The following is a 23,985-nucleotide window of genomic DNA, read 5'->3' as shown; positions in this document are numbered from 1 at the left end:
TTGCGGATGCCACCATAGCATCGCATCGGGACGACGAGCGAGCGTGTCGCGAATCGACAGGGTGATTCGATTATTTTTGCGGTTCGCGGCGGGGGGGCTGCTGCCTTCGCCGGGATGACGGCTGGTCCTTGCGGCGTGCCAGTTGCCGCGGCTATTCGGCGGCGATCGCGAGATGGGCGCCGGGCTGGTCGGCGATCCGGACCTGGTTGCGGCCGTTATTCTTGGCTTGGTAGAGCGCCGCGTCGGCAAGCTGGACCAGCGCCGAACCGTCGCGCATCGCGTTCGACCAGGCGGCGATGCCGAACGACATGCTGATCGGGCCGAGCGACTGGCCGCCATGCCGCGCCGAGATCGCGCAGATCGCCTCGCGCAGCAGCTCGACGCGTTCGGCGACCATCTCGGGCTCGGCGCCGGGGGCGATGATCGTGAACTCCTCGCCGCCGAACCGGCAGACGACGTCGCCGTCGCGGAAATGATTGCGCATCACGGCGGCGACCGAGCGCAGCACCGCGTCGCCGGCATCGTGGCCGAACTGATCGTTGAACCGCTTGAAGTGATCGACGTCGCACATCACCAGGCTGAGCGGGGTGCCGCCGCGCGAGGCGCGGGCGATCTCGAGATCGAGCGTCTCTTCCATATAGCGACGGTTGAACAGGGCGGTGAGCGGATCGCGAATCGTCTGCTCGCGCAGGCCGCGCTGTAGGCTGTGGTTGAGCAAGGCCGAGGCGATATTCTCGGTCAGCACGGTGAGGCGGAAGCGGCTCTCGGGCTCGATCACGCCGCCGAGATGGAGCACGCCGATGACTTCGCCGCCGGCGAGCAGCGGCTCGCAATGATAGGTTGCGGCGGGATCGCCGACATGGGCGCAGACGACGTCGGTGCCCGGAGCATCGATGAAATGGCTCTGTCCGCGGCGCAGGCCCCAGCATTGATCCGGCGCGAAGGTTTCCGGCGTCTCGCCGATCGCGCCCCAGTTCGCCAGCCGGACGAGCAGGTTGCGCGAATTGTTGTGCGCGTAGAGCGCGCCGGGGACGCCAGGGAGGACGCGCGGCACGAAGCAGTGGATCACCGCGGCAAGTTCTTCGTCGGTCCGCGCCGCCTGCATGCGGTGCGCCATCCCGCCGAGCAGCTCGATGACTTCGCCGCGCGCGCGCAGGACTTCGCCCTGCTGGCGCAGATCCTCGTTGGCGCGGTGCAGCTCGGCGTCGCTCACGCCCTCGCGCAGGCTGGCGGCGTTCACCACCAGATCTGCCATGTCGTTATAGGCGACCGCCAGCCGGTCGAATTCCTGCGTGCCGGTTCTGGGATCGACGCGCGCGGTGCGATCGCCCTCTCCGAATGCAGTCATCGACGCCAGCATCGAGGCGATCGGGCGGTGGACGCTGCGGATCAGCAAGGTGATGCAAAGGATCAGGATGCCGATGATGATGGCGCCGCCGGCGGAGACCAGCAGGCGCTGCTTCGTCGCCTGGCCATTGGCGGCAGCGAGCCGAAGCTCGAGCAAGCGACGCTCCTCCTGCTTGATCTCGGCGGCCCTCCGGCGGAAGTCCTGGGTCAGGCGAAGCCCGTGGCCGCGCGCGACGAGCGCGTTCGCATCGTCGAAGCGCTTCTGCCGTGCCAGTTCGAGCGGCGCCCGCAGCGTCTCGACGCGCTGGGTGAAGGCCTCGCGCAGGCGCACGGCACGGACGTTCTGGCCGGGATTGTCAGCGGTGAGCTCGGCCAGCTGGTCAAGCCTGGCGCCGGCGCCGGAAATGTTCGAATCGAGCGCGCCCGCATACGCTGGGTTCCGGGTAAGCAGGAAGCCGCGCAGCCCGGATTCGGCTTCGCTGAGATCGGTCCGCGCGTCGTCGAGCGCCTGGATGACTTGCTGGGTATGATCGACTTCGGCGAAATCGGAGCGCATCTGCGCACCGTTGCTCAGCAACAGGGCAACGAGCGCCAGCAGCGAGCATGCGAGGAACACTCCCAGCAAGCCGACGCGGTAGGAGAGAGAAGATAGCAGCACAGGCATGATATCACTCGCAATTCGGTTCTGCGAGCTAGGCGGGACGGTTTAAGAAAGGCCTAACCGTGAAGTAGGGGTTGTTACGGTCGCGTACCCACACGCGGCTCCCACTAGCATGGCTTAATAACCAAATAGGCACATTGCACTTGACATCGTCACGCTTATATGGCACACCACACGCGATTATGTAGTTTACAAACCCACGCGAATGATGCATAAGCTTCGTATCAACGGAGCACATCACCATGTCGGTTCTCTCTTCCCCGCACTTCCACGATGAAGCCAAGGCCTTCGCGTTCCTTGAGAGCATCGTGTGGGCTGATGGGGTCGTATGTCCGCACTGCGGCGTGATCGGTTCGCGCGTCTATGACCTTGCCGGTGTCCGCTCCAAGCCGAGCGTCAAGAACCCCGAAGGCGTCGTGCGTCACGGCCTCAAGAAGTGTGGCGAGTGCCGCAAGCAGTTCACCGTAAAGGTGGGCACCGTGTTCGAGCATGCCCGCATGCCGCTCCACAAGATGCTCCAGGCCGTCCACCTGATGGTTTCCAGCAAGAAGGGTATCAGCTCGCACCAGCTCGCCCGCGTCCTAGAGGTGCAGTATAAGTCGGCGTGGTTCCTTGCCCACCGCATCCGCGAAGCCATGCGCTCTGGCGACCTCACCCCGTTCGGTTCGAACGGTGGCGCGGTCGAGGTGGATGAGACCTATTTCGGCCAGAAGCGCGACGTCCCGCACAATCGCGGTGGCGGCCATGCTCACAAGTTCGGCGTTCTGGCGCTGGTAGACCGCGAAAGCGGCACCATGCGCACCTTCACCTTTGACCGCTTCCGCGCCGAGACGGTCCACCCGATCGTGCTGGCGAACATCAGCCGCGAAGCCCGCCTGATGACGGACGAAGCCAAGATGTACAAGAAAATCGGCCGTGAGTTCGCTGAGCATGGCACCACGCTCCACGGCGCTCGCCAGTACGTCGATCTTAAGGACCGCACCATCCACACCAACACTGTTGAAGGCGCGTTCTCGATCTTCAAGCGCGGCATGAAGGGCGTGTATCAGCATTGCGGCGAGCAGCACCTTCACCGCTATTTGGCCGAGTTCGAGTTCCGCTATAACAACCGCATCGCCAACGGCATTGATGATCGCCAGCGGTCGCGCAACGCGGTTGCGGGCATCGTCGGCAAGCGCCTCACCTACAAAACACCTGATATCGAAGCATGAACAACCCTTGTTGTTGCGAGGGCAGCTTCAATTCGCGTTTATGCGAAATCTGAATCGGATCAATGGCTTAGCAAGGCGCTGATTCTATTGATTTTTGCGCCGCGTAGAGTATATGTAAAGTGCCAGTCTGATCCGGTGAAGGCCGGGGTAGGTCTGGCACCTTTTTTATCTAATGATGCCCATCCCTCGCGGATCAGAAGCATTAGTGACGCGACGGCTACACGGCTTCAACTCTTCATACATTGTATCATACCCGAGCGCCGTTTTGCTCGCTAGGGGCCGCTCCATCCTGAGAAGAGCATAGGCGCAGAAGTCGGCTAACTGGATAAAATACGAAGCCTTCGAGTCTTTGAATATTGGATCTTCGACGCAGTTCGATAAAGGAATGCTTTTCGTGGCCTTATCGGTGCCTAGCCAGCTTCCAAAGCGGCTTGGGATCGGGTTGTGCACGCGCATTCGTCTGATGCGTCGCGTCATTTCCGCCTCTTCACCTTGATCGAAAAACAGCAGCACGTTTTGCTTCTTGGCCTGCGCTGTGCGGTTTATGCGATTCATGAGACGCTCGAAGGCGTACTGCTCGTTGACGTTGCAGCTACTCATGACATTGAATCGGTTGCTGCCTGCTATGAAGCGTAGAACCTTGCGAAAAATCTCAGCCCTTTCAGGCTTCAGAATAGGATGGTCAGCAATCTGACCTTTGCCAGCCACAAACTTCCAAGCGTGAAGCTCTTGGGCCATATAGATACCGTGCTCATCACGGAGAAGGCGGCGAAAATCCTTCACCTTGGCAAAGGTGTCGGCCCACCCATCGCCCTTTATGATGAGGGCGGTGTATATGTAGAATTTCCCATTGTCTTTCGACTCATCAATGTAGGCGAACCACATGACCGCAACATCTGACAACAGCGCCCAGAGTCAACTCGACAAGTTCAAGCAAGCCGCGCGCGAGCTAGAGACGGACGACGACCCCGAGCGCTTCAAGGAGCGCGTGGGGAAGCTGGTGAAGCATAAGCCGGTGCCGGAGAAGTCGGAGTGACAAGTGACACGATCGCCATATGCGTGGTGATCGCGGGTTGCACGGCGTGGGCGCTAGCGATCGTCCAGGACCTAGCGCGAAAGGCGGCTGGACAGCGCGCCATGCTCTATGAGCAGCGATGGAAGATCGAGCAGCTGCAGGCCCGCCAAGAGACCCTGCTTAACCTGATAGAGCACTCTGTAGGCCGGGGGCGAAGCCTCCACAGTGAAGACGACTAGCGAACCAAATCGGTTATTTCTCTTGACACAGCGTAACGCTCGTGCTAGAGGAATCGGCATGCTGCCGGATTGCGCCGTATGAAAAAGCGTAGGCAGACTAGCGGGCAATCACCTCGGCATCGGCCAGTGCAAAAGTCACCGAGTCTATCTCGGAAATACGGCCAGCCACCTCTAACTTGTCGCCTTTATGCAGGACATCCGCCAAGTCTAAGTTGCCTGGGATGTTAGCTTTGATCACTCGAAGGTCGGGCACTTCAAAGCGTACCTGCACATACCTACCAAATACAATCACGTTATGCACTAAACCGGAGTAACGATACCATTTTCCGATATAAGGCGCCACTATCCTTTCCGCGTGCGCGTCAGTTTTGTTTGCGCACATATCCATGAGATCTTGAGGTGTCATGTTAGACGACAAAAACGTACGGCCTTTTGTATCGGCCTCTCTGAGTTGTGGCTCCGGATCTGGCTTGACGGGCTGCTTTCCCGGGTAAACTGGCTGCTGCACCGGGTATACGGAGTCGTATGTTCCGGCTTTATTGGGGCGCCACAAGCGATAGAGCGCCACCACGATGTAGAATGAAACCAAGATCGCCGGGACATATCCCCAGATATTGCTCGCCAGCCACGCTGGGGCGCCTGTCATGAGCGGTAGACCGCCAGCCTTGACTGCCTCGACCATCGCCCCGACCCACAGGGCTGTAACCCCGAGCCAATCAAGTTGTGTCTTAGGCATGCCCCCGGAATCCATGTCGGCATCATATGCGGGATTCCTTGGGTGTGTAAACTACATATACGCCACACCACAGGCACGCTGAAGAATTGCGAGTCGGGCCGGGCATCGAGAGGTGCGCCGGCCTTTTTGCATCCGTGACAAGTTGGGGGACGGAATGGCCGAGCAGGTGATCAGCCGGCATGCGGGGCTGCGCCAGAAGCGCAAACCCAGGGCGAACATGTTCACGCCCGCCAAGCGCCAGAAGTTTCTCGATGCGCTGGCGCTGACCTGCAACGTCAGCATGGCGGCAAGCCATGCCGGAGTCAGCTGCACGGCGCCCTATCGGCACCGTGCCCGGGATCCGCAGTTCATCGTCCAGTGGCGAGAGGCGCTGGAAACGGGATATGACCGGCTCGAGGCGCTGGTGCTGGAGCATGGCGGCGCGGGGCAGCCGCTGGAGCCGGGCGATCCGATGCGCGCCGAAGCGGAGATGGCGCCGCCGCCGTTCGACTTCGATCGCGCGCTGGCGGTGCTGCGCCAGTATCGCGCGACTCGCCAGGGTCGCCCCAAGGCGCACGGCGGCCCGCCGCGGCGCAATGCCACCCGCGAGGAAACCAACGCGGCCCTGCTCAAGGCGCTGGCGGCGGCGCACAAGCGGCTGGCCAGGATCGAGGGCGAGGCGGCGCGTGGCGATGGCGACTGAGGCTGATGCGCGCGAGACCCAGGCGCGCCAGGACCGGGCGATCCTGCGCGCGCTCGTCGCCTTGCCCCGCGCGGAGCAGATACGCGCGATCGCGACGCTGAAGGATCCGCAGAGCCGCGAACTGCAGGAGCGCTGGCCGATGTGGGCGCATGAAGGCCAGATCGAGCCGGGGGGCGATCCGCTGGTCTGGCTGATCCTCGCGGGGCGCGGCTTCGGCAAGACGCGGGCAGGATCGGAGTGGCTGAGCGAGATGGCGCGGCGGACTCCCGAGGGGCTGTTCGCGCTGGTGGGCGCGACTGCCGAGGATGTCCGGCGGGTGATGGTGGAGGGGCCGAGCGGGCTGCTGAACGTCGCGCGGACCGGGGAGGCGCTGGTCTGGCATCGCGAGAAAGGCGAGCTGCGGTTCTCGTCGGGGGCACTGGCCTATGTCTATTCGTCCGAAGCGGCCGAGGCGCTGCGCGGCCCCGAGCATCATGCCGCCTGGTGCGACGAGCTGGGCAAGTGGCGGCCGCGCACGGGCGATGTGGCGTGGAACAACATGATGCTGGGGCTGCGGCGAGGGCGCTTTCCGCGCGTGCTGGTGACGACGACGCCGAGCGGGACTCCGCTGATGCGGCGGGTGAAGGCGATGGCGGTCGCTGCGAATACGATGATGCACGGGCGCACCGCGGACAATCCGCATTTGCCCGAGAGCTTCCTCGAGGCGATGCTGGCGCTTTATGCCGGCACGCGGCTGGGGCGGCAGGAGCTGGATGGCGAGTTGCTCGAGGATGTCGAGGGCGCGCTGTGGAGCCGGGCGACGATCGAGCGCGGGCGAGTGCGCGCGCATCCCGCGCTGGTGCGGGTGGTGATCGGCGTCGATCCGCCGGCGAGTGCCGAGGGCGATGCCTGCGGGATCGTCGCGGTGGGGCTGGGGACGGACAAGAAGGCCTATGTGATCGAGGATGCGAGCCTGCGCGGCGCGACGCCCGAGGGCTGGGCGCGCGCCGTGGCGGCATGCGCGGCGCGGCACAAGGCCGACCGGGTTGTGGTCGAGGTCAACCAGGGCGGCGACATGGTGCGCAGCGTGCTGAAGGCGGCGGATCTGGGGCTGCCGGTGACGTCGGTGCATGCGACGCGGAGCAAGAGCGCACGGGCCGAGCCGGTGTCCTTGCTCTATGAGCGGGGGGAGGTGCGCCATGTCGGGGGCTTTGCCGAACTGGAGGACGAGCTTTGCGGGATGCAGTCGGGCGGGGGCTATGAGGGGCCGGGGCGCTCGCCGGATCGGGCCGATGCTTTGGTATGGGCGCTGCACGAATTGATGCTGGGCAAGCGGGGTGTGGCGCGGGTCCGGATTGTGTAGGGGGTGGGGATGATACCACGCATCCTGATCGACGAGACCGAGGTTCCCGGCGGCGAGCCGCTGCGGCTGTTCCGGCGCGGCGACGACCACATGATCGTACTCGAGCGCAACGAGCTGATGAACAGCCGGATGAGCGGTTCGGAGGAGGCGCTGGCCGAGATGACGCTCGAGCGGCTGGGGCGGCGCGACGCGCATCTGCTGATCGGCGGATATGGGATGGGCTTCACGCTGCGCGCGGCGCTGGCGATGCTCGGCAAGAATGCGCGGGTGACGGTGAGCGAGCTGGTGCCCAAGATCATCGAATGGGCGCGCGGGCCGATGGTGGCCCTGACCGGCGACTGTCTGGACGACAAGCGCGTCCATGTGGTGTTCGACGATGTCGGGGCGATGATCCGCGATGCGCGGGGGACCTATGACGCGATCCTGCTGGATGTCGACAATGGCCCGGAAGGGCTGACGCGGCGAGGGAATGACGGGCTCTATTCGGACCGGGGACTGGCGGCGGCGCGGGCGGCGCTGAAGCCGGGGGGGATATTGGCGGTATGGTCGGCGGCGCCCGACGCGAAGTTCAAGCAGCGGATGCGCGATGCGGATTTCCTGGTGGATGAGGTTGCGGTGCGGGCTCGGTCCAACGGCAAGGGGCCGCGGCATGTGATCTGGTTCGGCCAGAAGCGATAGGCTGAACAGCCGATCGTCACCCCGGCGAAGGCCGGGGCCCATCTCGTGCCTTTGCCGCGAAGTAGCGCAGCTGTATTTTGTTGATCGTCCGGGAGATGGGCCCCCGCCTTCGCGGGGGTGACGGGTGGCTTGCGGCTCGCGCGAGCCTTTCGAAATCGGGAGACAGCCATGAAATGGTTCGGACGCAAGGCCGGGCGTGAGGGCGCTCGGCCGCCTTTGGCGCGTGGGGGAATGACCGCGGCGTTCGGCGAATGGCCGCGCAGCTATGAGGCGCAGGTGCGCGAGGGCTATTGTCACAATCCCGTGGTGCAGCGCGCGGTGAAGCTGGTGAGCGAGGGCATCGGCGGGATGCCATTGCTCGCGAGCGATCCGGCGCTGGTGGCGCTGGCGCAGGCGCGATCGGGCGGGCAGGTTTTGATCGAGAGCGTCGCGGCGCATTTGTTGCTGCACGGCAATGCCTATCTCCAGATCCTGGCCGACGGCGAGGGGCGGGTGGCCGAACTGTTCGCGCTGCGGCCCGAGCGGGTGACGGTGGAGGCCGATGCGGGGGGCTGGCCGCTGGCCTATCGCTACCGGGTTGGCGAGCATGTCAGCCGGCTGGTCGCGGAGGATCCGAGCGGGCGGCCGGCGGTGGTGCATATCAAGGCCTTTTCGCCGGTCGACGACCATTATGGGCTCGGTTGTTTGGGCGCGGCGGCGGGCGCGGTGGCGATCCACAATGCCGCGACGCGCTGGAACAAGGCGTTGCTCGACAACGCCGCGCGGCCCTCGGGGGCGTTGGTCTATGACGGCGGCGACGGCGCGGTGCTGTCGCCCGACCAATATGAGCGGCTCAAGCGCGAGATGGAGGCGGGGTTTGCCGGGGCGAGCAATGCCGGCCGGCCGATGCTGCTCGAGGGCGGGCTCAAATGGCAGGCGATGAGCCTGAGCCCCGCGGACATGGATTTCGTCGGGCTCAAGGCCGCGGCGGCGCGCGAGATCGCGCTGGCCTTCGGGGTGCCGCCGATGCTGCTCGGGCTGCCGGGGGACAATGCCTATGCCAATTATCGCGAGGCCAACCGCGCCTTGTGGCGGCTGGCAATTTTGCCGGTGGCCGACACGATCTTGAGCGGGCTGGGGCAGGCGCTGGGCGGCTGGTTCGCCGATGCCTGGCTGCGGCCGGACCTGAATCGAGTGACCGCGCTGGCGGAGGACCGCGAACGGCTGTGGCGGCAGGTGAGCGCGGCAGGTTTCCTGACCGACGCGGAGCGAAGGGAGCTATTGGGGCTATGAGCGAGACGGGTGTGCTGGCGCAGCTTATGCGCCAGGCGAAGGAGGACGGCGCCGATCTGGCGACGCTGCGCGCGATCGCCGAGGAAGCCGGCGAGCTGGGCGCGGAGCGGGCGCTGGCGCGGCTGGGGCTCGCCGATCTGGGCGCGGCGAAGGACATGGCCGAGCTGCGCGAACTGCTGGGATCGTGGCGCGATGCCAAGAAGTCTGCGTTCAAGGCGGCCTTCGCCTGGGTCGGGCGGATGGGCGCGGCGCTGCTGCTGGTCGGGCTGGCGGTGAAGCTGGGGTTTCCGGGCTGGCTGAAGTGAGCGTGCGGTTCGCGGGATATGCGGCGGTGTTCGATGCTCCGGATCGCGGGGGCGACGTGGTGCGGCGGGGGGCGTTCCGGCTGTCTGGGACGGTGCCGTTGCTTTGGCAGCATCGCGGGGAGCCGGTGGGGGCGATCGAGGGGCTCGAGGAGGATAGCCGCGGTCTGCGGGTGATCGGGCGCGTCGAGGCGCCGGCGCTGGCCGCGCTGGTCGCGAAGGGCGCGGTGAACGGGCTGTCATTCGGCTACCGCGTTCGCCAGGCGACGCGCGGGCGGCTGCGCGAGATATCCGAGCTGCAGCTGCTGGAGGTGAGCCTGGTGGCGAGCCCGATGCAGCCGCTGGCGCGGGTGCATGCGGTGGCTTGCGATTTGCCAAAGGAAATTGCGACAATGCGGGATGAGCGACAATAAGGAAGGCTATCGACCCCCGTCTGCGTTCTTGCGCGACTTGATCCGTCGCGAACTGCCGCTGTCGGGCGGGCCAACGGAGGATTGGCGGGCGGCGAAGCTGATCTCCCTGACGCGAGATGCCGACGCGGCCAATCGCGACTGGGCATTGTGCCTGTTGCAGCAGTCGAGCCTCGACACGCCGGAGGTGCGCGCCGCGCTCGTGGCAGGCATGGACGATCCACATCATGAGGCGAGTTTAGAAGCGCTGATTGGCGTGGCAGTGCGCGACCGGGTGACGGCACTGCCGCGGGTCGCGGCGCTGCTCGAGGGTGAATGGATCTCCTCGATGGTGCTGGAGGCTGCGGCTATCGTGGCCGATGCCTCGCTAATGCCGGCGCTGGAAGCGATCGTCGCCGAGCTCGGTGCAGACCGGGATGACGCGTTCGACGCGACATTGCGGGAGGCGTTGGAGTGCTGTTCGAGCGGTGTGCCGCCGGAGTGGCGCATGCTCGGCTAGCCGTGCCCTGTCGAGCACAGCGATTAGATCTATCAATCGGGGGAATCGCCTGCGGCGGGGCCCCTCCACCACCCGCTTTGCGGGCGGTCCCCCTCCCCGAGCGAGCTCGGGGAGGAGTTTTTTGGTGTGAGCGGGAGAAGGACATGATCGAGGTGAAGGCGGATGCGATCGAGGCGAGCTTCGACGCGGTGGAGCAGGCGGGGCTGCCGCCGGTTCGGCCGATGCTGGCGGGGGGACGGCCGGTGGGGAGTGCGGCGTTCGAGGGCTATTTGCGCGCCGGGGCGGGTGCGCTCGAGATGAAGGCGCTGAGCGGCGCGAGCGATGCCGCTGGCGGCTATGCGGTGCCGCAGGAGATCGACGCGACGATCGATGCGACGCTGTAGGCGATCTCGCCCATTCGGGCGATCGCCAATGTCGTGAAGGTCGGGTCGAGCGGCTACCGCAAGCTGGTGACGAGCGGCGGTTTCGAGAGCGGCTGGGCGGCGGAGACCGCGGCGCGCGACGAGACCGATACGCCGGTGTTCAACGAGATCGCGCCGCCGATGGGCGATCTCTACGCCAATCCGGCGGCGAGCCAGGCGATGCTCGACGACGTGGCGTTCGACGTCGAGCAGTGGCTGGCGGGCGAAGTAGCGCGCGAGTTCGCGGCGGCGGAGGGCGCGGCGTTCGTGGGCGGCAACGGGACCAACAAGCCGAAGGGCTTCCTGGCCGCGCCGACCGCGGCGACCGGCGACGGGGTGCGCGCGTTCGGGACGCTGCAATATCTGGCGAGCGGGGCGGCGGGGGCCTTCTCGGCGAACCCCGAGGAGAAGTTGATCGACCTCGTCCAGTCGCTGCGCACGCCGTATCGCCAGGGGGCGAGCTGGGTGATGAATTCGGCGACTTTGGCGCGGATCCGCAAGTTCAAGACGAGCGACGGGGCGTTTTTGTGGGCGCCTTCGCTTGCCGCCGGGCAGCCGGCGACCTTGCTTGGCTATCCGGTGGTCGAGGCCGAGGACATGCCCGACGTGGCGGCGAACTCGCTGTCGATCGCATTCGGCAATTTCCGGGCCGGCTATCTGATCGCCGAGCGGGGGGAGACGCAGATTTTGCGCGATCCCTATTCGAACAAGCCGTTCGTGCATTTCTACGCGACGGCGCTGCTCGATATCGCCGTGCAAGGTGCGGTGATAAGCGGGCCGCTCGACGCACCGCCCGACGATCCCGCGCCCGGCGATTGCTGGATCGTCGGCAACGCGCCGACCGGCGCCTGGGCCGGCAATGCCGATTCGCTTGCGGGATGGGGCGAAGGCGGCTGGCGATTCCTTGCTCCTCGCGAGGGAATGCGGGTCTGGAGGGGCGCGGCGGGTGGCTTCGCGGTCTTTTCCACGGGCGAATGGCGGCTCGCGGAGCTTCATGGAAAACAATTTGTCGAGGGTCTGCAAGTGGTTGGGCCACGAGCGGCACCTGTGGTGGAACCCGAAGGGGGGATGGTGGTTGATGCCGAAGCGAGGGCTGCGATTACCGCAGTCCTGGGTGCTTTGCGTGTGCATGGTCTGGTCGGAGTCGACTAACCTGTGGCCCACATGCAACACCCTCGGATTTGTGCGCTTGCGCGGAAACCCTCGTTTCGGTAGTGAGTTTGTCGCTGTCCGTAGTGACAACTAAGAAAGGGGATTATGATGCGGAAGCTTGCCTTTACACTGGCACTTGCGACGACCGCGCTGAGCACGCCCGCCCTCGCCCGCGACGATGCGTGGTATGTGGGTGTCGAAGGCGGCGCGATGCTGGTCGAAGATATCGATTGGGACGTTTCGGGTGTCAAGGACACCGTGAGCGTCGATCATCGCGCCGGCTATGACGTTGCCGGCACTGTGGGTTATGACCTGGGCCCCGTCCGCCTCGAAGCCGAAGTCGGCTATCGTTCGGCGAACGTGACCGGAGTTCGTTCGGGGGTTCCGCTCCCGATCGTAAACGCGGCTGGCGCCAACGTCGCGGCCGTTCCTCGTGCGTATGACTATGCAGGCGGCACCAGCTCGGCGCTCAGCTTCATGGTCAATGCGCTCTGGGACTTCGGTGACGATGACGGCGTTCAGGGCTTCGTTGGCCCCGGCCTCGGTGTTGCTCGCGTCAAGACCCGCCTGGGTCTGAACACGCGCAGCGACTTCATCGACGATTCGGATACGGTCGTTGCATGGCAGGCGATTGCGGGCGTTCGCGCTCCGATCAACGACAATATCGACGTGTCGCTGAAGTATCGCTTCTTCAACGCACCCGGCGTTGAGCTGGTCGATGCAGCCGGTCGTCCCTGGTACGGCCGTTATCGGTCGCACAGCATCATGGGTGGCCTGGTGTTCAACTTCGGCGCGCCGGAGCCCGCTCCGCTTCCGCCCGAGCCCGCCCCTGCCCCGGCTTACACGCCGCCGCCGGAGCCGGCACCCGTGCCCCAGGCCGTGCAGTGCACTCCCGGACCGTATATCGTGTTCTTCGACTGGGATAAGTCGGACATCACGCCGGAAGCAGCAAGCATCCTCGACAATGCGATCAGCAACTACCAGAACTGCGGTAACGCGCAGGTCATGCTGGCAGGTCACGCCGATCGCTCGGGTTCGGCAAGCTACAACGTCGGTCTGTCGCAGCGCCGCGCAGATGCCGTTAAGGCATATCTGACGCGCACGATCCCCGAGACGGTTATCTCGACCGAAGCGTTCGGCGAAAGCCGCCCGCGCGTCGAGACCGCCGACGGTGTTCGCGAGCTGCAGAACCGCCGCGTGGAAGTCATGTACGGTCCCGGTTCGGGCAACTAAGCCCCGCCGGTCCGTCAGGACTGACAAGATTGAGGGAGGTCGGGAAACCGGCCTCCCTTTTTCTTTGATAATCGGGCAGCGGCTTCTGGCTGACTCTGCAGCAGACGAAGGAAATTCCATGATCCAAGGCATGTTGGGCTGGCTTGCTGGCTGGTTGCTGGGCCTTGCGAGTCCGGCCGGCTGGACGCATCCGCAGATGGAAACGGTGGGCTGCCCCGCAAGCTTCGACCTTGCTCGGCTTGTCGCAAGCTCGCACCTGATTGTGGCCGGTTCGATTCCAATTGGAGCGCGCGGCCCGATTATGGCTGCGCCGAGCCAGTCCTACATTTCAATCCCGCTTGAAGTCGAACACATCATAAAAGGTAGCGCCCCTTCCATCCTGACCGTGCGGCATTATTCTGAGGATCGTACTTACAGCCCGTCCTTAAAGCAGCTCGCCGATAGCTCCGGGTCCCTTTCGCTTTCCTTCCTCGTGCAAGTCGATGAGGCAGGGCCACAGCTCTTCTTTGCGGGATCCACGCCCGACGCATTTCGTCCCACCAGCGAGATCGCGCTTGCGGCGGTTCGGGCCGAGGTAGCGCGCCAAGAACGAATCCTATCGACGTGGCGCCCGGACCCGCGACGGCCGCACTTCGACGAGGTGGTCGAGCTGGTCTCGCGGCTAGGCCGCGCGGATCGTGTCGAGCAGCGCCTCATCTTCCAAAGGCTCGAGAAGCTCGGCACTCCCGCGGTTCCCGCGATCATCGCCGTGATGGACGATCGTCGTCCACTGAATGATCCGCACATCAGCCTTGTAAATCGCGCCGCAGACGCTTTTGAGGGCATGCGTCACTATGGGCCAGCCTTGGTCGTGGATGGGCTCGAGGCCATTCTCAACCAGATCACCGGCAGGTCGTTCGGCGCCATCCACAATGGCGGATCGGAGCGCGAGCGGCAGGCAACCGTGGCCGGATGGCGCGTGTATGCCGCTGACCTGGACTGTCCAACCGGCGGGCCCGCGGGCTGAAGTACAAGGACTCGGCCGTCAGGCGGCCGGGTCAACGCCGCCGGTCGCCAGCGCGCGCCCCAACCAGTCCGGCACCAGCGCATCTGCCAGCGCCTCCACCCGGCGCAGCTCGACCATCAGGTCCAGCTCGGGATAGACCGCGCGAGTCCGTTCACCGGGCTCGCCCAGCGGCGCGACCATCAGTCGGCGGTTGACCTTGGCGCGGTAGTGCATGCGGGCGGTGTTTTCCTGGCCGACATAGCAGCCCTTGGTGAAGCTGACGCCGTTCAGCTCGGCGGCGTTGGATTCGAGCCAGAGAGTCTTGTCCTGGCCCAGCTCGGCCGCGCCTTCGGTGACGCCGAGCGACAAGCGGTGCTTGAGCCAGCCGGTTGCCGGCGCGCCTTCCGCTGGACCGAGCCAGCGCCGGCCTAGCGCCGCGAGGCGGGGGTCGGGGACGCCGCGCGTGCCGCCGGTAGACCAGTGGACGCCGCCGTCGATCGGCTCGATCGCGACCGGGCGGCGCAGGCGGTAGATCGACAGGCGGCGGGCGAGCGCATCGCGCTGCCCGGTCTCGCAATCGATCAGGATTGCTTCCCCATCCGCCCATAAGATGAAGTCGAACAGCGCCTTGCCCTGCGGAGTCAGCAGCCCGGCATATTGCGGGGTCTCGGGGGTCACCGACGCGAGATCCTGCGTCACCAGTCCCTGGAGGAAGCCGCGGACATCCTCGCCCGAGATGCGCAGCAACGCCCGGTCGGGGAGGCGGGTGGCGGCTTCGCTTGGGGTGGTCTCGGGCATGGCTAAGAGGTAGGAGGCCGCGAGGCTGGACGGAAGAGGCGGGCATGACGAACGTGGATTTGAAGCTCAGCGGCGGACGCGTGCATCTGCCCGGTGGCCCGGCCGACGTCGATGTGGGCGTCCGGGACGGGCGGATCGTCGCGATCGGCCAGGTCGGCGATGCGGGCGAGACGGTGGACTGCACCGGGCTCGACATCCTGCCGGGCGTCATCGACACGCAGGTCCATTTCCGCGAGCCCGGACTCGTGGCGAAAGAGGACCTCGAGACCGGCAGCCGGGCGGCGGTGCTGGGCGGGGTGACCGCGGTGTTCGAAATGCCCAACACCAAGCCCAATACCGACAGCGCCGAGGCGATCGCCGACAAGCTCGCGCGCGCCAAGGATCGCATGTGGTGCGACCATGCCTTCTATGTCGGCGCGACCAACCATAATGCCGCGAGCCTGGCCGAGCTCGAGCGGATGCCGGGGACCGCGGGGGTCAAAATCTTCATGGGCGCCTCGACCGGCGACCTGCTGGTCTCCGACGACGCCAATCTGGCGCGAGTGCTCGCCGCGGGGCATCGCCGCGTGGCGATCCATGCCGAGGACGAGTTCCGGATGCAGGAGCGGCTGGGGGAACGGATCACGGGCGACCCCTCGTCGCATCCGGTGTGGCGCGACGACGAAAGCGCGATCCTGGCGACGCGGCGCATCCTGCGGCTGGCGCGCGAGGCCCGGCGGCGGATCCACGTGCTGCATGTGACGACACCGGCCGAGCTCGAGCTGCTGGGGCAGAACAAGGACATCGCGACCTGCGAAGTGACGCCGCAGCATCTGACGCTGGCGGGCGAAGAGGCCTATCCGCGGCTCGGCACGCTCGCGCAGATGAACCCGCCGATCCGTTCGGGCGCGCATCGCGACGGGCTTTGGCACTGGCTGAACCAGGGCGTACCCGACGTGATCGGATCGGACCATGCCCCGCACACGCTGGAAGAGAAAGCGCAGGAATATCCGGCGAGCCCGAGCGGGATGCCCGGCGTGCAGACGCTGCTGCCGCTGCTGCTCAATCATGTGGCGGAAGGGCGGATGACGCTGCAGCGGCTGATCGAGCTGACCAGCGCCGGGGCGCAGCGCATCTTCGGGATTGTCGGCAAGGGACGGATCGTGGCGGGCTATGACGCCGATTTCACAATCGTCGACCTGAAGGCGCGCTGGACGATCGAGCAGAGCTGGCTCGCCTCGCGCTGCGGCTGGTCGCCCTTCACCGGCATGGCGATTACCGGCAAGCCGATCGGCACCTTCGTGCGCGGCCGCCGGGTGATGTGGGACGGCGCGCTTGCCGAGGCGGCGACGGGCGCGCCGATCCGCTTCGAGAGCGTCGAATACCCTTGAGGACCGATCGTGCATCGCGGCTGATCCGGGCGCCGCTGGCAAGGGTCTATGCGGCGTTCGTCGATCCCGCGGCGCTGGTGCGCTGGCTGCCGCCGGAGGGGATGACGGGCGAGATGCTCGACTTCGATGCCGGCCCGGGGGGCAGCTATCGGATGGCGCTGACCTATCAGGACGAGGCGCATGCGCCCGGCAAGACCTCGGACGATGGCGACGTGGTGGAGGTGCGCTACCTGGCGCTGGTCCCGAACGTGAAGATCATCCAGTCGGCGGAGTTCGAAGCCGAAGATCCGGCCTTCGCGGGCACGATGGTGATGAGCTGGACGTTCGAAGCCGCCGGCGACGCGACGCGGGTCGCGATCGCCTGCGACAACGTCCCCGCCGGGATCCGCAAGCAGGACCATGTGGCTGGCCTCAAATCCTCGCTCGCCAATCTTGCCTGCTTCGTCGAGGCGAACGGCTGAGCGCATCGGAGCGGCGCAATCGATCGTTCATGCGTTGGATGGCTTGAGAGCCGACACATGACCTATCGCCGATCCACGCCGTTCGAACGAGGCCGGGCTGCCCTGGGCGCGGCCGCGCTTACCGTTATGTTGGGCTATGCGCTGATCGCGGGGCTCGCGCTACGCGGCGGGCAGGCACCTGCCGACGACCTACAGCTATTCGAGATCGGCCTGGAGCCGCCCCCGCCGGTTGAGCGGATAAAGCCGCACCGGGTGCGCAGCAGCAAACCCGAAGGCGCCGCAGCGCCGCCCAATCTGCGCGCCGAGCCGACCGAGATTGTCGCGCCACCGCCGCTCGTCCTGCCGCCCCCTCCGCCGATCGCCGCCGCGCCGATCGCGGGAGTGGGCAGCGCCGCGACGGCGGGGAGCGCGGAGGTGATCGGGCCCGGCACGGGCAGCGGCGGCGAGGGCGATGGTCGAGGGAGTGGCGGTCGGGGCGATGGCTCGGGCGACGGTGGTTCGGAGACGGCGCCGCGCTGGGTGCGCGGGAACCTGCGCGATTCGGACTATCCCGAGGGGGCGGCCGACTCGGGGATCAGCGGGACGGTCAGCGTGCGCTACACGGTGTGGACCGACGGGCGAGTCGTCGACTGTGAGGTCACCCAATCGAGCGGCAGCCGCGAACTGGATGCGACGACCTGCCGGCTGATCCGCGAGCGCTTCCGCTTTCGACCGTCGCGCGATGCGCGGGGGCGCGCGGTGCCGGCGGTAATCGTCGAGAATCATAGCTGGGCGATCCAGCGCGAGCCCGCCGATCCGCCGCCGCCGCCCAGGCGCAGGCGGGGGCTTTTCGGTCTTTAGCCCGGCGTCGGGACGAGGAGCCCGATCGCCGCGCCGACCTGGATGGCAGCGATCAAATAGAGGAAGGTCGAAAAGGGCTGCTTGCGGGTCTTGTGACGAAAGCGCGCGCGGGCGAGGAAGGCGGCGGGCGTGCCGCCGATGAGCGCCAACCCGAGCAGATCGGCTTCCGGAATGCGGCGCGCGCCCGCGATTGCGCGCCGCTTGTCGTCGCGGAAGCGAAGAAAGGTCAGCAGATTGACCAGCAGCAGGACCGGGACGGCATACAGCAGCATGTCGCCGGCCTAGCCGAAGCGCGCCATCGTCAGAAGGGCAGCCAGTGCCGCTTTTCGCTGAAGCGCATATAGCCGGCGTTGATCCCCAGCCGCCAGCCGACGCCGAGCCGGACCGGGATGAGAACCACGTCGCCACGGCGCATATAGCTCGCCGAGAAGCCGCCGACGAAATAGACGCGACCCTCGCCCGCCGGGAAGCGCTTGTAGAGATCCTGGGTGTCGTAGAGATTATAGACCAGGACGAAGACATTGTTGGCGTCGCCGCCCAGATCGAAGCCGATCGAGGGGCCGGTCCAGAAGACCTGCCGCTCGCCTTCGATCTTGTGGAACAGCTGGCCCGCGCCGTAGCGCAACCCGACGCCGACCGCGCCCGAACCCTCGCGTCCGGCGATGTAGGCGTTGGGCTTGCCCTGTTCCTTCAGGATATCCTCGATGATCCCGGCGAGGCCCGAGGCGCCCCGACCGAACACGCCCTCGGCGGCGCCGATCAGATCGTCGCGCTCAAACGTGTCGGTGGCCTGCGCGCGCATGTTGCTGTTGGTGTTGGGGGCCGCATCGGGTGCGGGAGGCAGCGTCTCGCGGGGGGGCGCGGCGATCGGGGACTCCTGATAGGCGCCTTCGTCGCGCGGCGGCGGCGCGCGGTCGACGGGGGGCGGGGTCTGCAGATCCGAATCGATCGCGCTGTTCGGATCGATCGTGGTCACCTGTGCCGAAGCCGGCACCGCGCCGAGGCCCAGGGCGGCGGCAGCAGCCCATAGCATCCAGCTTCGCACGCGCATCGCAACACCCCCATGAACCAGCCGCGAAGGCTATCCCTGCCGGTATGACCACGCAATGAACGGGCGACGACTCGAGTCGATTTTGCGTTGGGGCGGTTCTTGCGTTGATACCGCGAAAGACCGTCGCTATAGCGCACCACTTCGGGCGTTCCCGGAGACGTGGGTGAGTGGCTGAAACCAGCGGTTTGCTAAACCGCCGTACTGGGATTACTGGTACCGAGGGTTCGAATCCCTCCGTCTCCGCCAATTTTGGCATATATTTCAAACTCTTGGGCCCATCGGGGTTGCGGCGCGCGCTGCTTCTTCGCTTTGCGGCACTCTTCGCGCATCGCCCGTCCCGCGAAACAATGCATCATGATCGCTGTTCGTCGATCGGGCGAAATATATGGGCACCCCGGTCCGTTCCATGTCTAAGCTGAGCCAAAGCGGGGTGGCGCGGCATGGTTTTGCGGCTGCCGTGAACGGTGAAGGGAGTGGGAATGCGGCGGGGTAGCGCGGCGACGGCGGCGGTGGCGCTCTTGTTGACGGGGGTCTCACCTGCGACGGCGCAGGTCTGGCAATCGGACCAGGGCGACGGCACCTATCGCAATCCGGTCCTGTTCGCCGATTATCCCGATCCCGACATCATCCGGGTGGGCGAGGATTTCTACTTCGTCTCCACCACTTTCGTGAACGCCCCCGGCGTGGTGATCCTCCATTCGCGCGATCTGGTGAACTGGCGGCTGGCGACGCATGTCCAGCCGCGGCTGGACGGCAACCCGCGCTATGACCTGAAGGAGGGGGGCGACTATCGCCGCGGCTTCTATGCCGCCAGCCTGCGTCACCATCGCAGCAAATTCTATCTGGCGATAACCCCTGTCGGACAAAAGACGCGACTTTATCGCGCCGAGCAGATCAGCGGCCCATGGACCTATTCGGTCCTCGACCGCGAGGCATTCGATCCGGGCCTGTTCTTCGACGATGACGGCACGGGCTATATCGTCACCGCCGAGGGCTCCGACGGCACGGTGACGTTGCTGACCCTGACCGATGATTACAGCGCCGTGAAGGCCGCCCAAGTCGTTCATTACAATGAGGGTGCGGAGGGATCGCACCTGATCAAGCGGGCGGGCTATTATTATCTGTTCAACGCAATCCCGCGCCGGCTGTCGATGACGGTCTCGCGCGCGCGCAGCCTGACCGGCCCGTGGGAGACCCGCCCCTCGATCAGCACGCGCGACCGCACCGGCGGGCACCAGGGCGCACTGGTGGACCTTGCCGACGGTCGCTGGTTCGGTTTCGTGATGTACGACGCAGGGCCGATCGGGCGGATGACCAATCTCAGCCCGGTCCATTGGGTCGACGACTGGCCGGTCTGGGGCACGCCGCAAGCGCCCGGGCGAGTGCCCGATCGCGCCGCCAAGCCGATCGCCGGGCAGCCCTTTGCCGAACCCGCCACGTCCGACGTCTTCTCCTCGGCTGCGCTCGGCCTGCAATGGCGCTGGAACCACAATCCGGACGACGCCCGGTGGTCGCTCACCGCGCGTCCGGGATGGCTGCGGCTCCATGCCACGGCGGCGGACAATATCTGGCTGGCCCGCAACACGCTGACGCAGAAGGCACAGGGGCCGGCGTCGCGCGCGGTCGTGAAGCTCGATCTGGCCGGCATTCGCCCGGGCGACGTCTGCGGCTTCGGCACCTTCGGCAAGATCAGCGCGCAGCTTTCGGTCCTCGGGCAGGCCGGGCGCGCCCATGCCCTGACGATGCGAGTCACCGATTCGACGGTGAACGGGCCCGAAATCACCGTACGCGAGGCCGCGGTTCCGATCAGCGGCGCGCGGCTGTGGCTGCGGACCGATACCGATTTCGTGCGGAACATCGGCCGGCTGGGCTACAGCCTGGACGGGCAGCGCTGGCACGAGGTCGGCGGTAACTTCCCGCTGGCGTTCGACTGGCAAACCGGCACTTTCCAGGGCGTGCAATTTGCTTTGTCCTGTTACAATCCAGCGCCCGGCGCAGGCTATCTCGACGTGGACAGCTTCACGCTCGCCCCGCTTCCGTCAGCCGGGGGGCGGAGAGCGCGCTGACCCGCCGGGACGCATGCGCGGCGATTGCAGAATCGGTTCTCTCTTGCTAGCCGATCGGTGTCGTCCGATTCGGCGGGCGGCAGATCGCACCGGTAACGGGAACGCAGTGCGCTCGGGCAATGCCGGGCAATTCTGCGGCTGACCCTGCAACTGTAAGCGGCGAGCAGGATGTGCACGCGGATCGGCGACGGTCCGCAGCCACTGGATGGGTCGACGGAGTCGATCCGCTGGGAAGGCGCCTATCCCGTGACGACCCGCGAGCCAGGAGACCGACCGGCGCGTGTCGCTCTTGCCGGGTCCATGGGATTGGCCAGGCGCGAAACGGTTTCGTCTGAGCGACGAACGTGCGGCTGGGGCCGCATCGGCTGAGGTCGGCGGTCGCTCACGCGTCCGATTGTCGGCACCGGCCGACCGTTCGCGCGGACGCCCCGGTCTGGTCGCTCGACGCCGGGAATCATTTCTATGACTGTCAAACCATCCGACTCTGTCGGCATCGCCTGGCCGCTTGCGCTTGCCTTTGCGGCGATCCTCGGCACGCTCGCCACCGCCTGTATGATGCCCTTCGTCGCCGTCGCGACGCTTGCCGGGGCGACGATGCCGCGTGCCCAGGCATTGGTGACCGTGGCCGGGGTGTGGGCCGTCAACCAGCTGCTCGGCTTCGCGATGCTCGGCTATCCGTTCACCGCCTATGCAATGGTCTGGGGGCTGGCGCTGGGCGCGGCGAGCGTGGTCGCCATGCTGGTCGCGCGCCGCACGATCGGTGATGCTGCGGCGCTTTCCTCGCGACTGGTGGCGGTGTTCGCATTCGCCTTCGCTGCCTATGAGGGGTTCCTGTTCCTCTTCTCGCTTCTTGCCGGCGGCACCGGCACCTTCGCGCCCTCGATCGTGCTGCAGATCCTCGCCAACGATGCGCTGTGGTTGAGCGGACTGGTGGCATTCTACACGCTCCTCGCGCGGGCCGCGCCGCGGCTGTTCGGGCCTGCGCTCGCGCCGCGGCTGCGCTGATGGCCGCGCTCCCCCGGGTGGTGTCGCTGCTGCCGAGCGCAACCGAAATTGCCGTGGCGGTGGGGCTCGGCGAGCAATTGCTCGGCCGTTCGCACGAATGCGATTTCCCGCCCTTCGTCGCGGCCCTCCCGGTGCTGACCTCGACCAAGCTGGAAAAGGGGCTGACCTCGCTGCAGATCGACCGGCGCGTGCAAGAGATCGTCCAGCAAGGGCTCTCGGTCTATGCGGTCGATTCGGAGCAGCTGCGCGCGCTGCGCCCCGACGTCATCCTTACCCAGTCGCAATGCGCGGTCTGTGCGGTGACGCCGGCCGATCTCGAGGACTCGCTCGCCGCCTGGGTGGGAACCGCGCCGACCCTGGTGTCGCTGGCGCCGGACGATCTGGGCGACGTGTGGGGAGACTTTGCGCGTGTCGGCGAGGCGGTGGGCGCTGAGGAGGAAGCCGAGCGCGCCGTAGAGCGGCTTCGGGCGCGGCTCGATGCGCTGCAGGCGCGCACGGCTGGGCGTGGACTGCGGCCCACGGTCGCCGCGATCGAATGGATCGATCCGCTGATGGTGGCCGGAAACTGGGTCCCCGAGCTGATCGAACTGGCCGGGGGCGAGCCGCTGTTCGCCGTGGCGGGGCAGCATTCGCCCTGGCTGGAATGGGATACGCTGATCGCCGCCGATCCCGACGTGATCGTGATGATGCCGTGTGGATACCGGATCCCGCAGACGCTGGGCGACCTTGCGCCGCTGGTCGACCGGCCCGGCTGGCGCGATCTCTCGGCGGTGCGCCAGGGCCGCGTTTTCGTGGCGGACGGGCATCATTTCTTCAACCGGCCGGGGCCCCGGTTGGTCGAATCGGCCGAGATCATCGCCCAATGCCTCGACGACAACCGGCCGGACCCTGCCGACCGCCGATGGCTCCGCCTGCCACGGCGGGGATGAACCGAGCCGGGCTTTTCAGCGCCGCAATTCGAAGCTAGGCGGGGAGGGTTAGGACCGCGAAGGCACTTTTTGGACATGGCGATCGTTTAGAAGCTGTTCTTCCATGCCGGGCAGGCCGCGAGGTCATCGCCCGGACGATTTTCCTTTCGATAAGGCCGGGCTTCCCAAATTCATGTTTATCGGTGCATTTTCCCCGAGCGCTTCACCCGCGAGCGGCCCGGTCGGATCACTTGACCTGAAGGAGATGGCGCGCGGCGTCGCCGCCTTTCGCGCGACCGACAATGTTCGGGCATGGCTGGAGCTTGCCGCGAGCGCTATGCCGCTGCTGCTGCTGTGGGGGCTGATGTGGCTCGCGCTCGACGTCCATTATGCGCTGACCTTGCTGCTGGCGGTGCCCGCCGCCGGCTTTCTGCTCAGGCTGTTCCTGATCCAGCATGATTGCGGGCACGGCGCCTTCTTCAAGGGGCGGCGCGCCAATGATTGGGTAGGGCGCTTTCTGGGGGTGCTGACGCTCACGCCCTATGGTTATTGGCGCCGCACCCATTCGATGCACCATGCCGGGACGGGCAACCTTGACCGCCGCGGCGTCGGCGATGTCGAGACGCTTACGGTGCGTGAATATGCCGGCCTCACCGCATTCGGCCGGCTGCGCTATCGCCTCTATCGCAACCCGCTGGTGCTGTTCGGGCTTGGGCCGGCGTTCGTCTTCTTCCTGCAGCATCGGCTGCCGATCGGGCTGATGCGCGCCGGCTGGCAGCCCTGGATCAGCACGATGGGCACCAATGCGGGTATCGCCTTGCTGTGGACCGGGCTGATCTTGCTCGTGGGGCTCGGCCCTTTTCTGATGATTCAGCTGCCGATCACGCTGATCGCCGCCTCGATCGGGGTCTGGCTGTTCTACGTCCAGCATCAGTTCGAGGATACCTATTGGAGCGAGGCCGATGGCTGGAAGTTTCACGACGCGGCGCTCTATGGCAGCTCTTATTACGTGCTGCCGCCCGTGCTGAACTGGTTCACCGCCAATATCGGCATGCACCATATCCACCACCTCAGCAGCGCAGTGCCATTCTATCGGCTCCCCGCGGTGCTGAAGGCGCGGCCCGAGTTCGAGACGATCAACCGGCTGACGATCCGTCAGAGCCTGAAGCTCGTGCGGCTGGTATTGTGGGACGAGGCGAGCAAGCGGATGGTTTCGTTCCGCGGGCTCCGCGAGCTCGGCTGAACGCCAAGGCGAGAGGTTCTGAAGCCGGGCGGCGGAAAAGGGAGTAACGCCGCCCGACCTCGTACGGGATGTCTCCCG

General features: G+C 66.2%; 24 protein-coding genes, 1 tRNA gene, 1 pseudogene and 1 riboswitch. Of the genes and pseudogenes, 20 read left to right on the top strand and 6 right to left on the bottom strand.

Features of this window, described 5'->3' with window-relative positions; genetic code table 11:
- Nucleotides 1-151: 151 nt before the first annotated feature.
- Complete coding sequence (locus tag OKW87_RS10510; protein ID WP_265539281.1) at nucleotides 152-2,011, bottom strand: diguanylate cyclase; 1,860 nt, start codon at nucleotides 2,009-2,011, stop codon at nucleotides 152-154.
- Between the two features lie 239 nt (nucleotides 2,012-2,250).
- Here OKW87_RS10510 and OKW87_RS10505 point away from each other — a divergent pair, with 239 nt between their 5' ends.
- A complete protein-coding gene (locus OKW87_RS10505; protein ID WP_265539279.1) occupies nucleotides 2,251-3,219 on the top strand; it encodes an IS1595 family transposase in 969 nt (322 codons plus the stop codon).
- 165 nt (nucleotides 3,220-3,384) lie between these two features.
- On the opposite strand, the gene OKW87_RS10500 is transcribed toward OKW87_RS10505, so the two are convergent.
- Nucleotides 3,385-4,104: a DUF3800 domain-containing protein gene (locus OKW87_RS10500; RefSeq protein WP_265539278.1), complete on the bottom strand. Its 720-nt coding sequence runs from the start codon at nucleotides 4,102-4,104 to the stop codon at nucleotides 3,385-3,387.
- Here OKW87_RS10500 and OKW87_RS10495 point away from each other — a divergent pair.
- Complete coding sequence (locus OKW87_RS10495; RefSeq protein ID WP_265539277.1) at nucleotides 4,103-4,255, top strand: hypothetical protein; 153 nt, start codon at nucleotides 4,103-4,105, stop codon at nucleotides 4,253-4,255. The two genes, OKW87_RS10500 and OKW87_RS10495, sit on opposite strands and share 2 nt — an antisense overlap.
- A gap of 315 nt (nucleotides 4,256-4,570) precedes the next feature.
- Here the strand turns inward: OKW87_RS10495 and OKW87_RS10490 are convergent, their stop codons facing one another.
- Complete coding sequence (locus tag OKW87_RS10490) at nucleotides 4,571-5,209, bottom strand: hypothetical protein (RefSeq protein ID WP_265539275.1); 639 nt, start codon at nucleotides 5,207-5,209, stop codon at nucleotides 4,571-4,573.
- 154 nt (nucleotides 5,210-5,363) lie between these two features.
- On the opposite strand from OKW87_RS10490, the gene OKW87_RS10485 reads away from it, so the two are divergent.
- The 10 genes and pseudogenes from OKW87_RS10485 (at nucleotide 5,364) to OKW87_RS10440 (ending at nucleotide 14,186) form a co-directional block, all read left to right on the top strand.
- Nucleotides 5,364-5,891: a hypothetical protein gene (locus tag OKW87_RS10485; protein WP_265539273.1), complete on the top strand. Its 528-nt coding sequence runs from the start codon at nucleotides 5,364-5,366 to the stop codon at nucleotides 5,889-5,891.
- Nucleotides 5,881-7,233, top strand: coding sequence for a DNA-packaging protein (locus OKW87_RS10480; protein ID WP_265539271.1), 1,353 nt, complete (start codon nucleotides 5,881-5,883; stop codon nucleotides 7,231-7,233). The genes OKW87_RS10485 and OKW87_RS10480 overlap by 11 nt, the downstream gene beginning before the upstream one ends.
- A 9-nt stretch (nucleotides 7,234-7,242) precedes the next feature.
- Entirely contained in the window at nucleotides 7,243-7,911 is a 669-nt protein-coding gene (locus OKW87_RS10475) for a spermidine synthase (RefSeq protein ID WP_265539269.1), read from the top strand.
- A 168-nt stretch (nucleotides 7,912-8,079) separates the two neighbouring features.
- Nucleotides 8,080-9,183: a phage portal protein gene (locus OKW87_RS10470; protein WP_265539268.1), complete on the top strand. Its 1,104-nt coding sequence runs from the start codon at nucleotides 8,080-8,082 to the stop codon at nucleotides 9,181-9,183.
- Entirely contained in the window at nucleotides 9,180-9,488 is a 309-nt protein-coding gene (locus OKW87_RS10465; protein ID WP_265539266.1) for a DUF6127 family protein, read from the top strand. The genes OKW87_RS10470 and OKW87_RS10465 overlap by 4 nt, the downstream gene beginning before the upstream one ends.
- Nucleotides 9,485-9,898: an HK97 family phage prohead protease gene (locus tag OKW87_RS10460; protein ID WP_265539264.1), complete on the top strand. Its 414-nt coding sequence runs from the start codon at nucleotides 9,485-9,487 to the stop codon at nucleotides 9,896-9,898. The genes OKW87_RS10465 and OKW87_RS10460 overlap by 4 nt, the downstream gene beginning before the upstream one ends.
- Nucleotides 9,885-10,394 carry a lyase gene (locus OKW87_RS10455; protein ID WP_265539261.1) on the top strand — a complete coding sequence of 170 codons (510 nt, stop codon included), beginning with the start codon at nucleotides 9,885-9,887 and terminating at the stop codon, nucleotides 10,392-10,394. The genes OKW87_RS10460 and OKW87_RS10455 overlap by 14 nt, the downstream gene beginning before the upstream one ends.
- Before the next feature lie 143 nt (nucleotides 10,395-10,537).
- Nucleotides 10,538-11,947: pseudogene (locus tag OKW87_RS10450) on the top strand (phage major capsid protein).
- A 108-nt stretch (nucleotides 11,948-12,055) separates the two neighbouring features.
- Complete coding sequence (locus tag OKW87_RS10445; protein WP_265539259.1) at nucleotides 12,056-13,180, top strand: OmpA family protein; 1,125 nt, start codon at nucleotides 12,056-12,058, stop codon at nucleotides 13,178-13,180.
- Between the two features lie 118 nt (nucleotides 13,181-13,298).
- A complete protein-coding gene (locus OKW87_RS10440) occupies nucleotides 13,299-14,186 on the top strand; it encodes a hypothetical protein (RefSeq protein WP_265539256.1) in 888 nt (295 codons plus the stop codon).
- Between the two features lie 18 nt (nucleotides 14,187-14,204).
- Here OKW87_RS10440 and ygfZ read toward each other — a convergent pair whose 3' ends face one another.
- Nucleotides 14,205-14,963, bottom strand: coding sequence for a CAF17-like 4Fe-4S cluster assembly/insertion protein YgfZ (ygfZ, locus tag OKW87_RS10435; RefSeq protein WP_265539254.1), 759 nt, complete (start codon nucleotides 14,961-14,963; stop codon nucleotides 14,205-14,207).
- 44 nt (nucleotides 14,964-15,007) lie between these two features.
- On the opposite strand from ygfZ, the gene OKW87_RS10430 reads away from it, so the two are divergent.
- From OKW87_RS10430 to OKW87_RS10420, 3 genes are read left to right on the top strand one after another with little or no spacing between them, the layout of a single operon-like run.
- On the top strand, nucleotides 15,008-16,333 hold the full coding sequence (locus OKW87_RS10430; protein ID WP_265539252.1) for a dihydroorotase: 1,326 nt from the start codon (nucleotides 15,008-15,010) through the stop codon (nucleotides 16,331-16,333).
- Complete coding sequence (locus OKW87_RS10425) at nucleotides 16,330-16,794, top strand: SRPBCC family protein (RefSeq protein ID WP_265539250.1); 465 nt, start codon at nucleotides 16,330-16,332, stop codon at nucleotides 16,792-16,794. Before OKW87_RS10430 ends, OKW87_RS10425 begins: the two co-directional genes overlap by 4 nt.
- A gap of 57 nt (nucleotides 16,795-16,851) precedes the next feature.
- On the top strand, nucleotides 16,852-17,634 hold the full coding sequence (locus tag OKW87_RS10420; protein ID WP_265539248.1) for an energy transducer TonB: 783 nt from the start codon (nucleotides 16,852-16,854) through the stop codon (nucleotides 17,632-17,634).
- Here the strand turns inward: OKW87_RS10420 and OKW87_RS10415 are convergent.
- The gene (locus OKW87_RS10415) at nucleotides 17,631-17,906 is read right to left on the bottom strand and encodes a DUF1294 domain-containing protein (RefSeq protein ID WP_265539246.1); all 276 of its coding nucleotides are present in this window, start codon (nucleotides 17,904-17,906) and stop codon (nucleotides 17,631-17,633) included. The two genes, OKW87_RS10420 and OKW87_RS10415, sit on opposite strands and share 4 nt — an antisense overlap.
- 29 nt (nucleotides 17,907-17,935) lie before the next feature.
- Nucleotides 17,936-18,685, bottom strand: a complete 750-nt coding sequence (locus tag OKW87_RS10410) for a DUF1134 domain-containing protein (RefSeq protein WP_265539244.1) — start codon at nucleotides 18,683-18,685, stop codon at nucleotides 17,936-17,938.
- A 153-nt stretch (nucleotides 18,686-18,838) separates the two neighbouring features.
- Between OKW87_RS10410 and OKW87_RS10405 the strand changes: the two genes are divergently transcribed.
- The 5 genes from OKW87_RS10405 (at nucleotide 18,839) to OKW87_RS10385 (ending at nucleotide 23,907) form a co-directional block, all read left to right on the top strand.
- Nucleotides 18,839-18,931, top strand: a tRNA-Ser gene (locus OKW87_RS10405).
- 233 nt (nucleotides 18,932-19,164) lie between these two features.
- Nucleotides 19,165-20,751, top strand: coding sequence for a glycoside hydrolase family 43 protein (locus OKW87_RS10400; protein WP_265539243.1), 1,587 nt, complete (start codon nucleotides 19,165-19,167; stop codon nucleotides 20,749-20,751).
- Nucleotides 20,752-20,788: 37 nt separating this feature from the next.
- Nucleotides 20,789-21,043, top strand: a riboswitch (cobalamin riboswitch).
- Between the two features lie 170 nt (nucleotides 21,044-21,213).
- Nucleotides 21,214-21,756 (top strand): hypothetical protein, encoded by a 543-nt coding sequence (locus OKW87_RS10395; RefSeq protein ID WP_265539241.1) that lies wholly within the window; start codon nucleotides 21,214-21,216, stop codon nucleotides 21,754-21,756.
- Nucleotides 21,756-22,685, top strand: a complete 930-nt coding sequence (locus OKW87_RS10390; protein WP_265539239.1) for an ABC transporter substrate-binding protein — start codon at nucleotides 21,756-21,758, stop codon at nucleotides 22,683-22,685. Before OKW87_RS10395 ends, OKW87_RS10390 begins: the two co-directional genes overlap by 1 nt.
- Nucleotides 22,686-22,929: 244 nt before the next feature.
- Nucleotides 22,930-23,907 carry a fatty acid desaturase gene (locus OKW87_RS10385; protein ID WP_265539237.1) on the top strand — a complete coding sequence of 326 codons (978 nt, stop codon included), beginning with the start codon at nucleotides 22,930-22,932 and terminating at the stop codon, nucleotides 23,905-23,907.
- Nucleotides 23,908-23,985: the final 78 nt, after the last annotated feature.

The sequence above is a fragment of the Sphingomonas sp. M1-B02 genome (assembly GCF_026167525.1).
In the GTDB taxonomy this organism is placed as follows: Bacteria; Pseudomonadota; Alphaproteobacteria; order Sphingomonadales; family Sphingomonadaceae; genus Sphingomonas.
This window is presented reverse-complemented; position numbering and strand designations above follow the sequence as displayed.

Bases quoted from the DNA above. Each gene is read 5' to 3' on its own strand.
- OKW87_RS10445 (WP_265539259.1), top strand. From the start codon at position 12,056: ATGCGGAAGCTTGCCTTTACACTGGCACTTGCGACGACCGCGCTGAGC.
- OKW87_RS10440 (WP_265539256.1), top strand. From the start codon at position 13,299: ATGATCCAAGGCATGTTGGGCTGGCTTGCTGGCTGGTTGCTGGGCCTT.
- OKW87_RS10400 (WP_265539243.1), top strand. From the start codon at position 19,165: ATGCGGCGGGGTAGCGCGGCGACGGCGGCGGTGGCGCTCTTGTTGACG.
- ygfZ (WP_265539254.1), bottom strand. From the start codon at position 14,963: ATGCCCGAGACCACCCCAAGCGAAGCCGCCACCCGCCTCCCCGACCGG.
- OKW87_RS10415 (WP_265539246.1), bottom strand. From the start codon at position 17,906: ATGCTGCTGTATGCCGTCCCGGTCCTGCTGCTGGTCAATCTGCTGACC.
- OKW87_RS10480 (WP_265539271.1), top strand. From the start codon at position 5,881: ATGGCGACTGAGGCTGATGCGCGCGAGACCCAGGCGCGCCAGGACCGG.
- OKW87_RS10385 (WP_265539237.1), top strand. From the start codon at position 22,930: ATGGCGCGCGGCGTCGCCGCCTTTCGCGCGACCGACAATGTTCGGGCA.
- OKW87_RS10510 (WP_265539281.1), bottom strand. From the start codon at position 2,011: ATGCCTGTGCTGCTATCTTCTCTCTCCTACCGCGTCGGCTTGCTGGGA.
- OKW87_RS10395 (WP_265539241.1), top strand. From the start codon at position 21,214: ATGACTGTCAAACCATCCGACTCTGTCGGCATCGCCTGGCCGCTTGCG.
- OKW87_RS10495 (WP_265539277.1), top strand. From the start codon at position 4,103: ATGACCGCAACATCTGACAACAGCGCCCAGAGTCAACTCGACAAGTTC.
- OKW87_RS10470 (WP_265539268.1), top strand. From the start codon at position 8,080: ATGAAATGGTTCGGACGCAAGGCCGGGCGTGAGGGCGCTCGGCCGCCT.
- OKW87_RS10490 (WP_265539275.1), bottom strand. From the start codon at position 5,209: ATGCCTAAGACACAACTTGATTGGCTCGGGGTTACAGCCCTGTGGGTC.
- OKW87_RS10465 (WP_265539266.1), top strand. From the start codon at position 9,180: ATGAGCGAGACGGGTGTGCTGGCGCAGCTTATGCGCCAGGCGAAGGAG.
- OKW87_RS10475 (WP_265539269.1), top strand. From the start codon at position 7,243: ATGATACCACGCATCCTGATCGACGAGACCGAGGTTCCCGGCGGCGAG.
- OKW87_RS10500 (WP_265539278.1), bottom strand. From the start codon at position 4,104: ATGTGGTTCGCCTACATTGATGAGTCGAAAGACAATGGGAAATTCTAC.
- OKW87_RS10455 (WP_265539261.1), top strand. From the start codon at position 9,885: ATGAGCGACAATAAGGAAGGCTATCGACCCCCGTCTGCGTTCTTGCGC.
- OKW87_RS10420 (WP_265539248.1), top strand. From the start codon at position 16,852: ATGACCTATCGCCGATCCACGCCGTTCGAACGAGGCCGGGCTGCCCTG.
- OKW87_RS10505 (WP_265539279.1), top strand. From the start codon at position 2,251: ATGTCGGTTCTCTCTTCCCCGCACTTCCACGATGAAGCCAAGGCCTTC.
- OKW87_RS10410 (WP_265539244.1), bottom strand. From the start codon at position 18,685: ATGCGCGTGCGAAGCTGGATGCTATGGGCTGCTGCCGCCGCCCTGGGC.
- OKW87_RS10390 (WP_265539239.1), top strand. From the start codon at position 21,756: ATGGCCGCGCTCCCCCGGGTGGTGTCGCTGCTGCCGAGCGCAACCGAA.
- OKW87_RS10485 (WP_265539273.1), top strand. From the start codon at position 5,364: ATGGCCGAGCAGGTGATCAGCCGGCATGCGGGGCTGCGCCAGAAGCGC.
- OKW87_RS10430 (WP_265539252.1), top strand. From the start codon at position 15,008: ATGACGAACGTGGATTTGAAGCTCAGCGGCGGACGCGTGCATCTGCCC.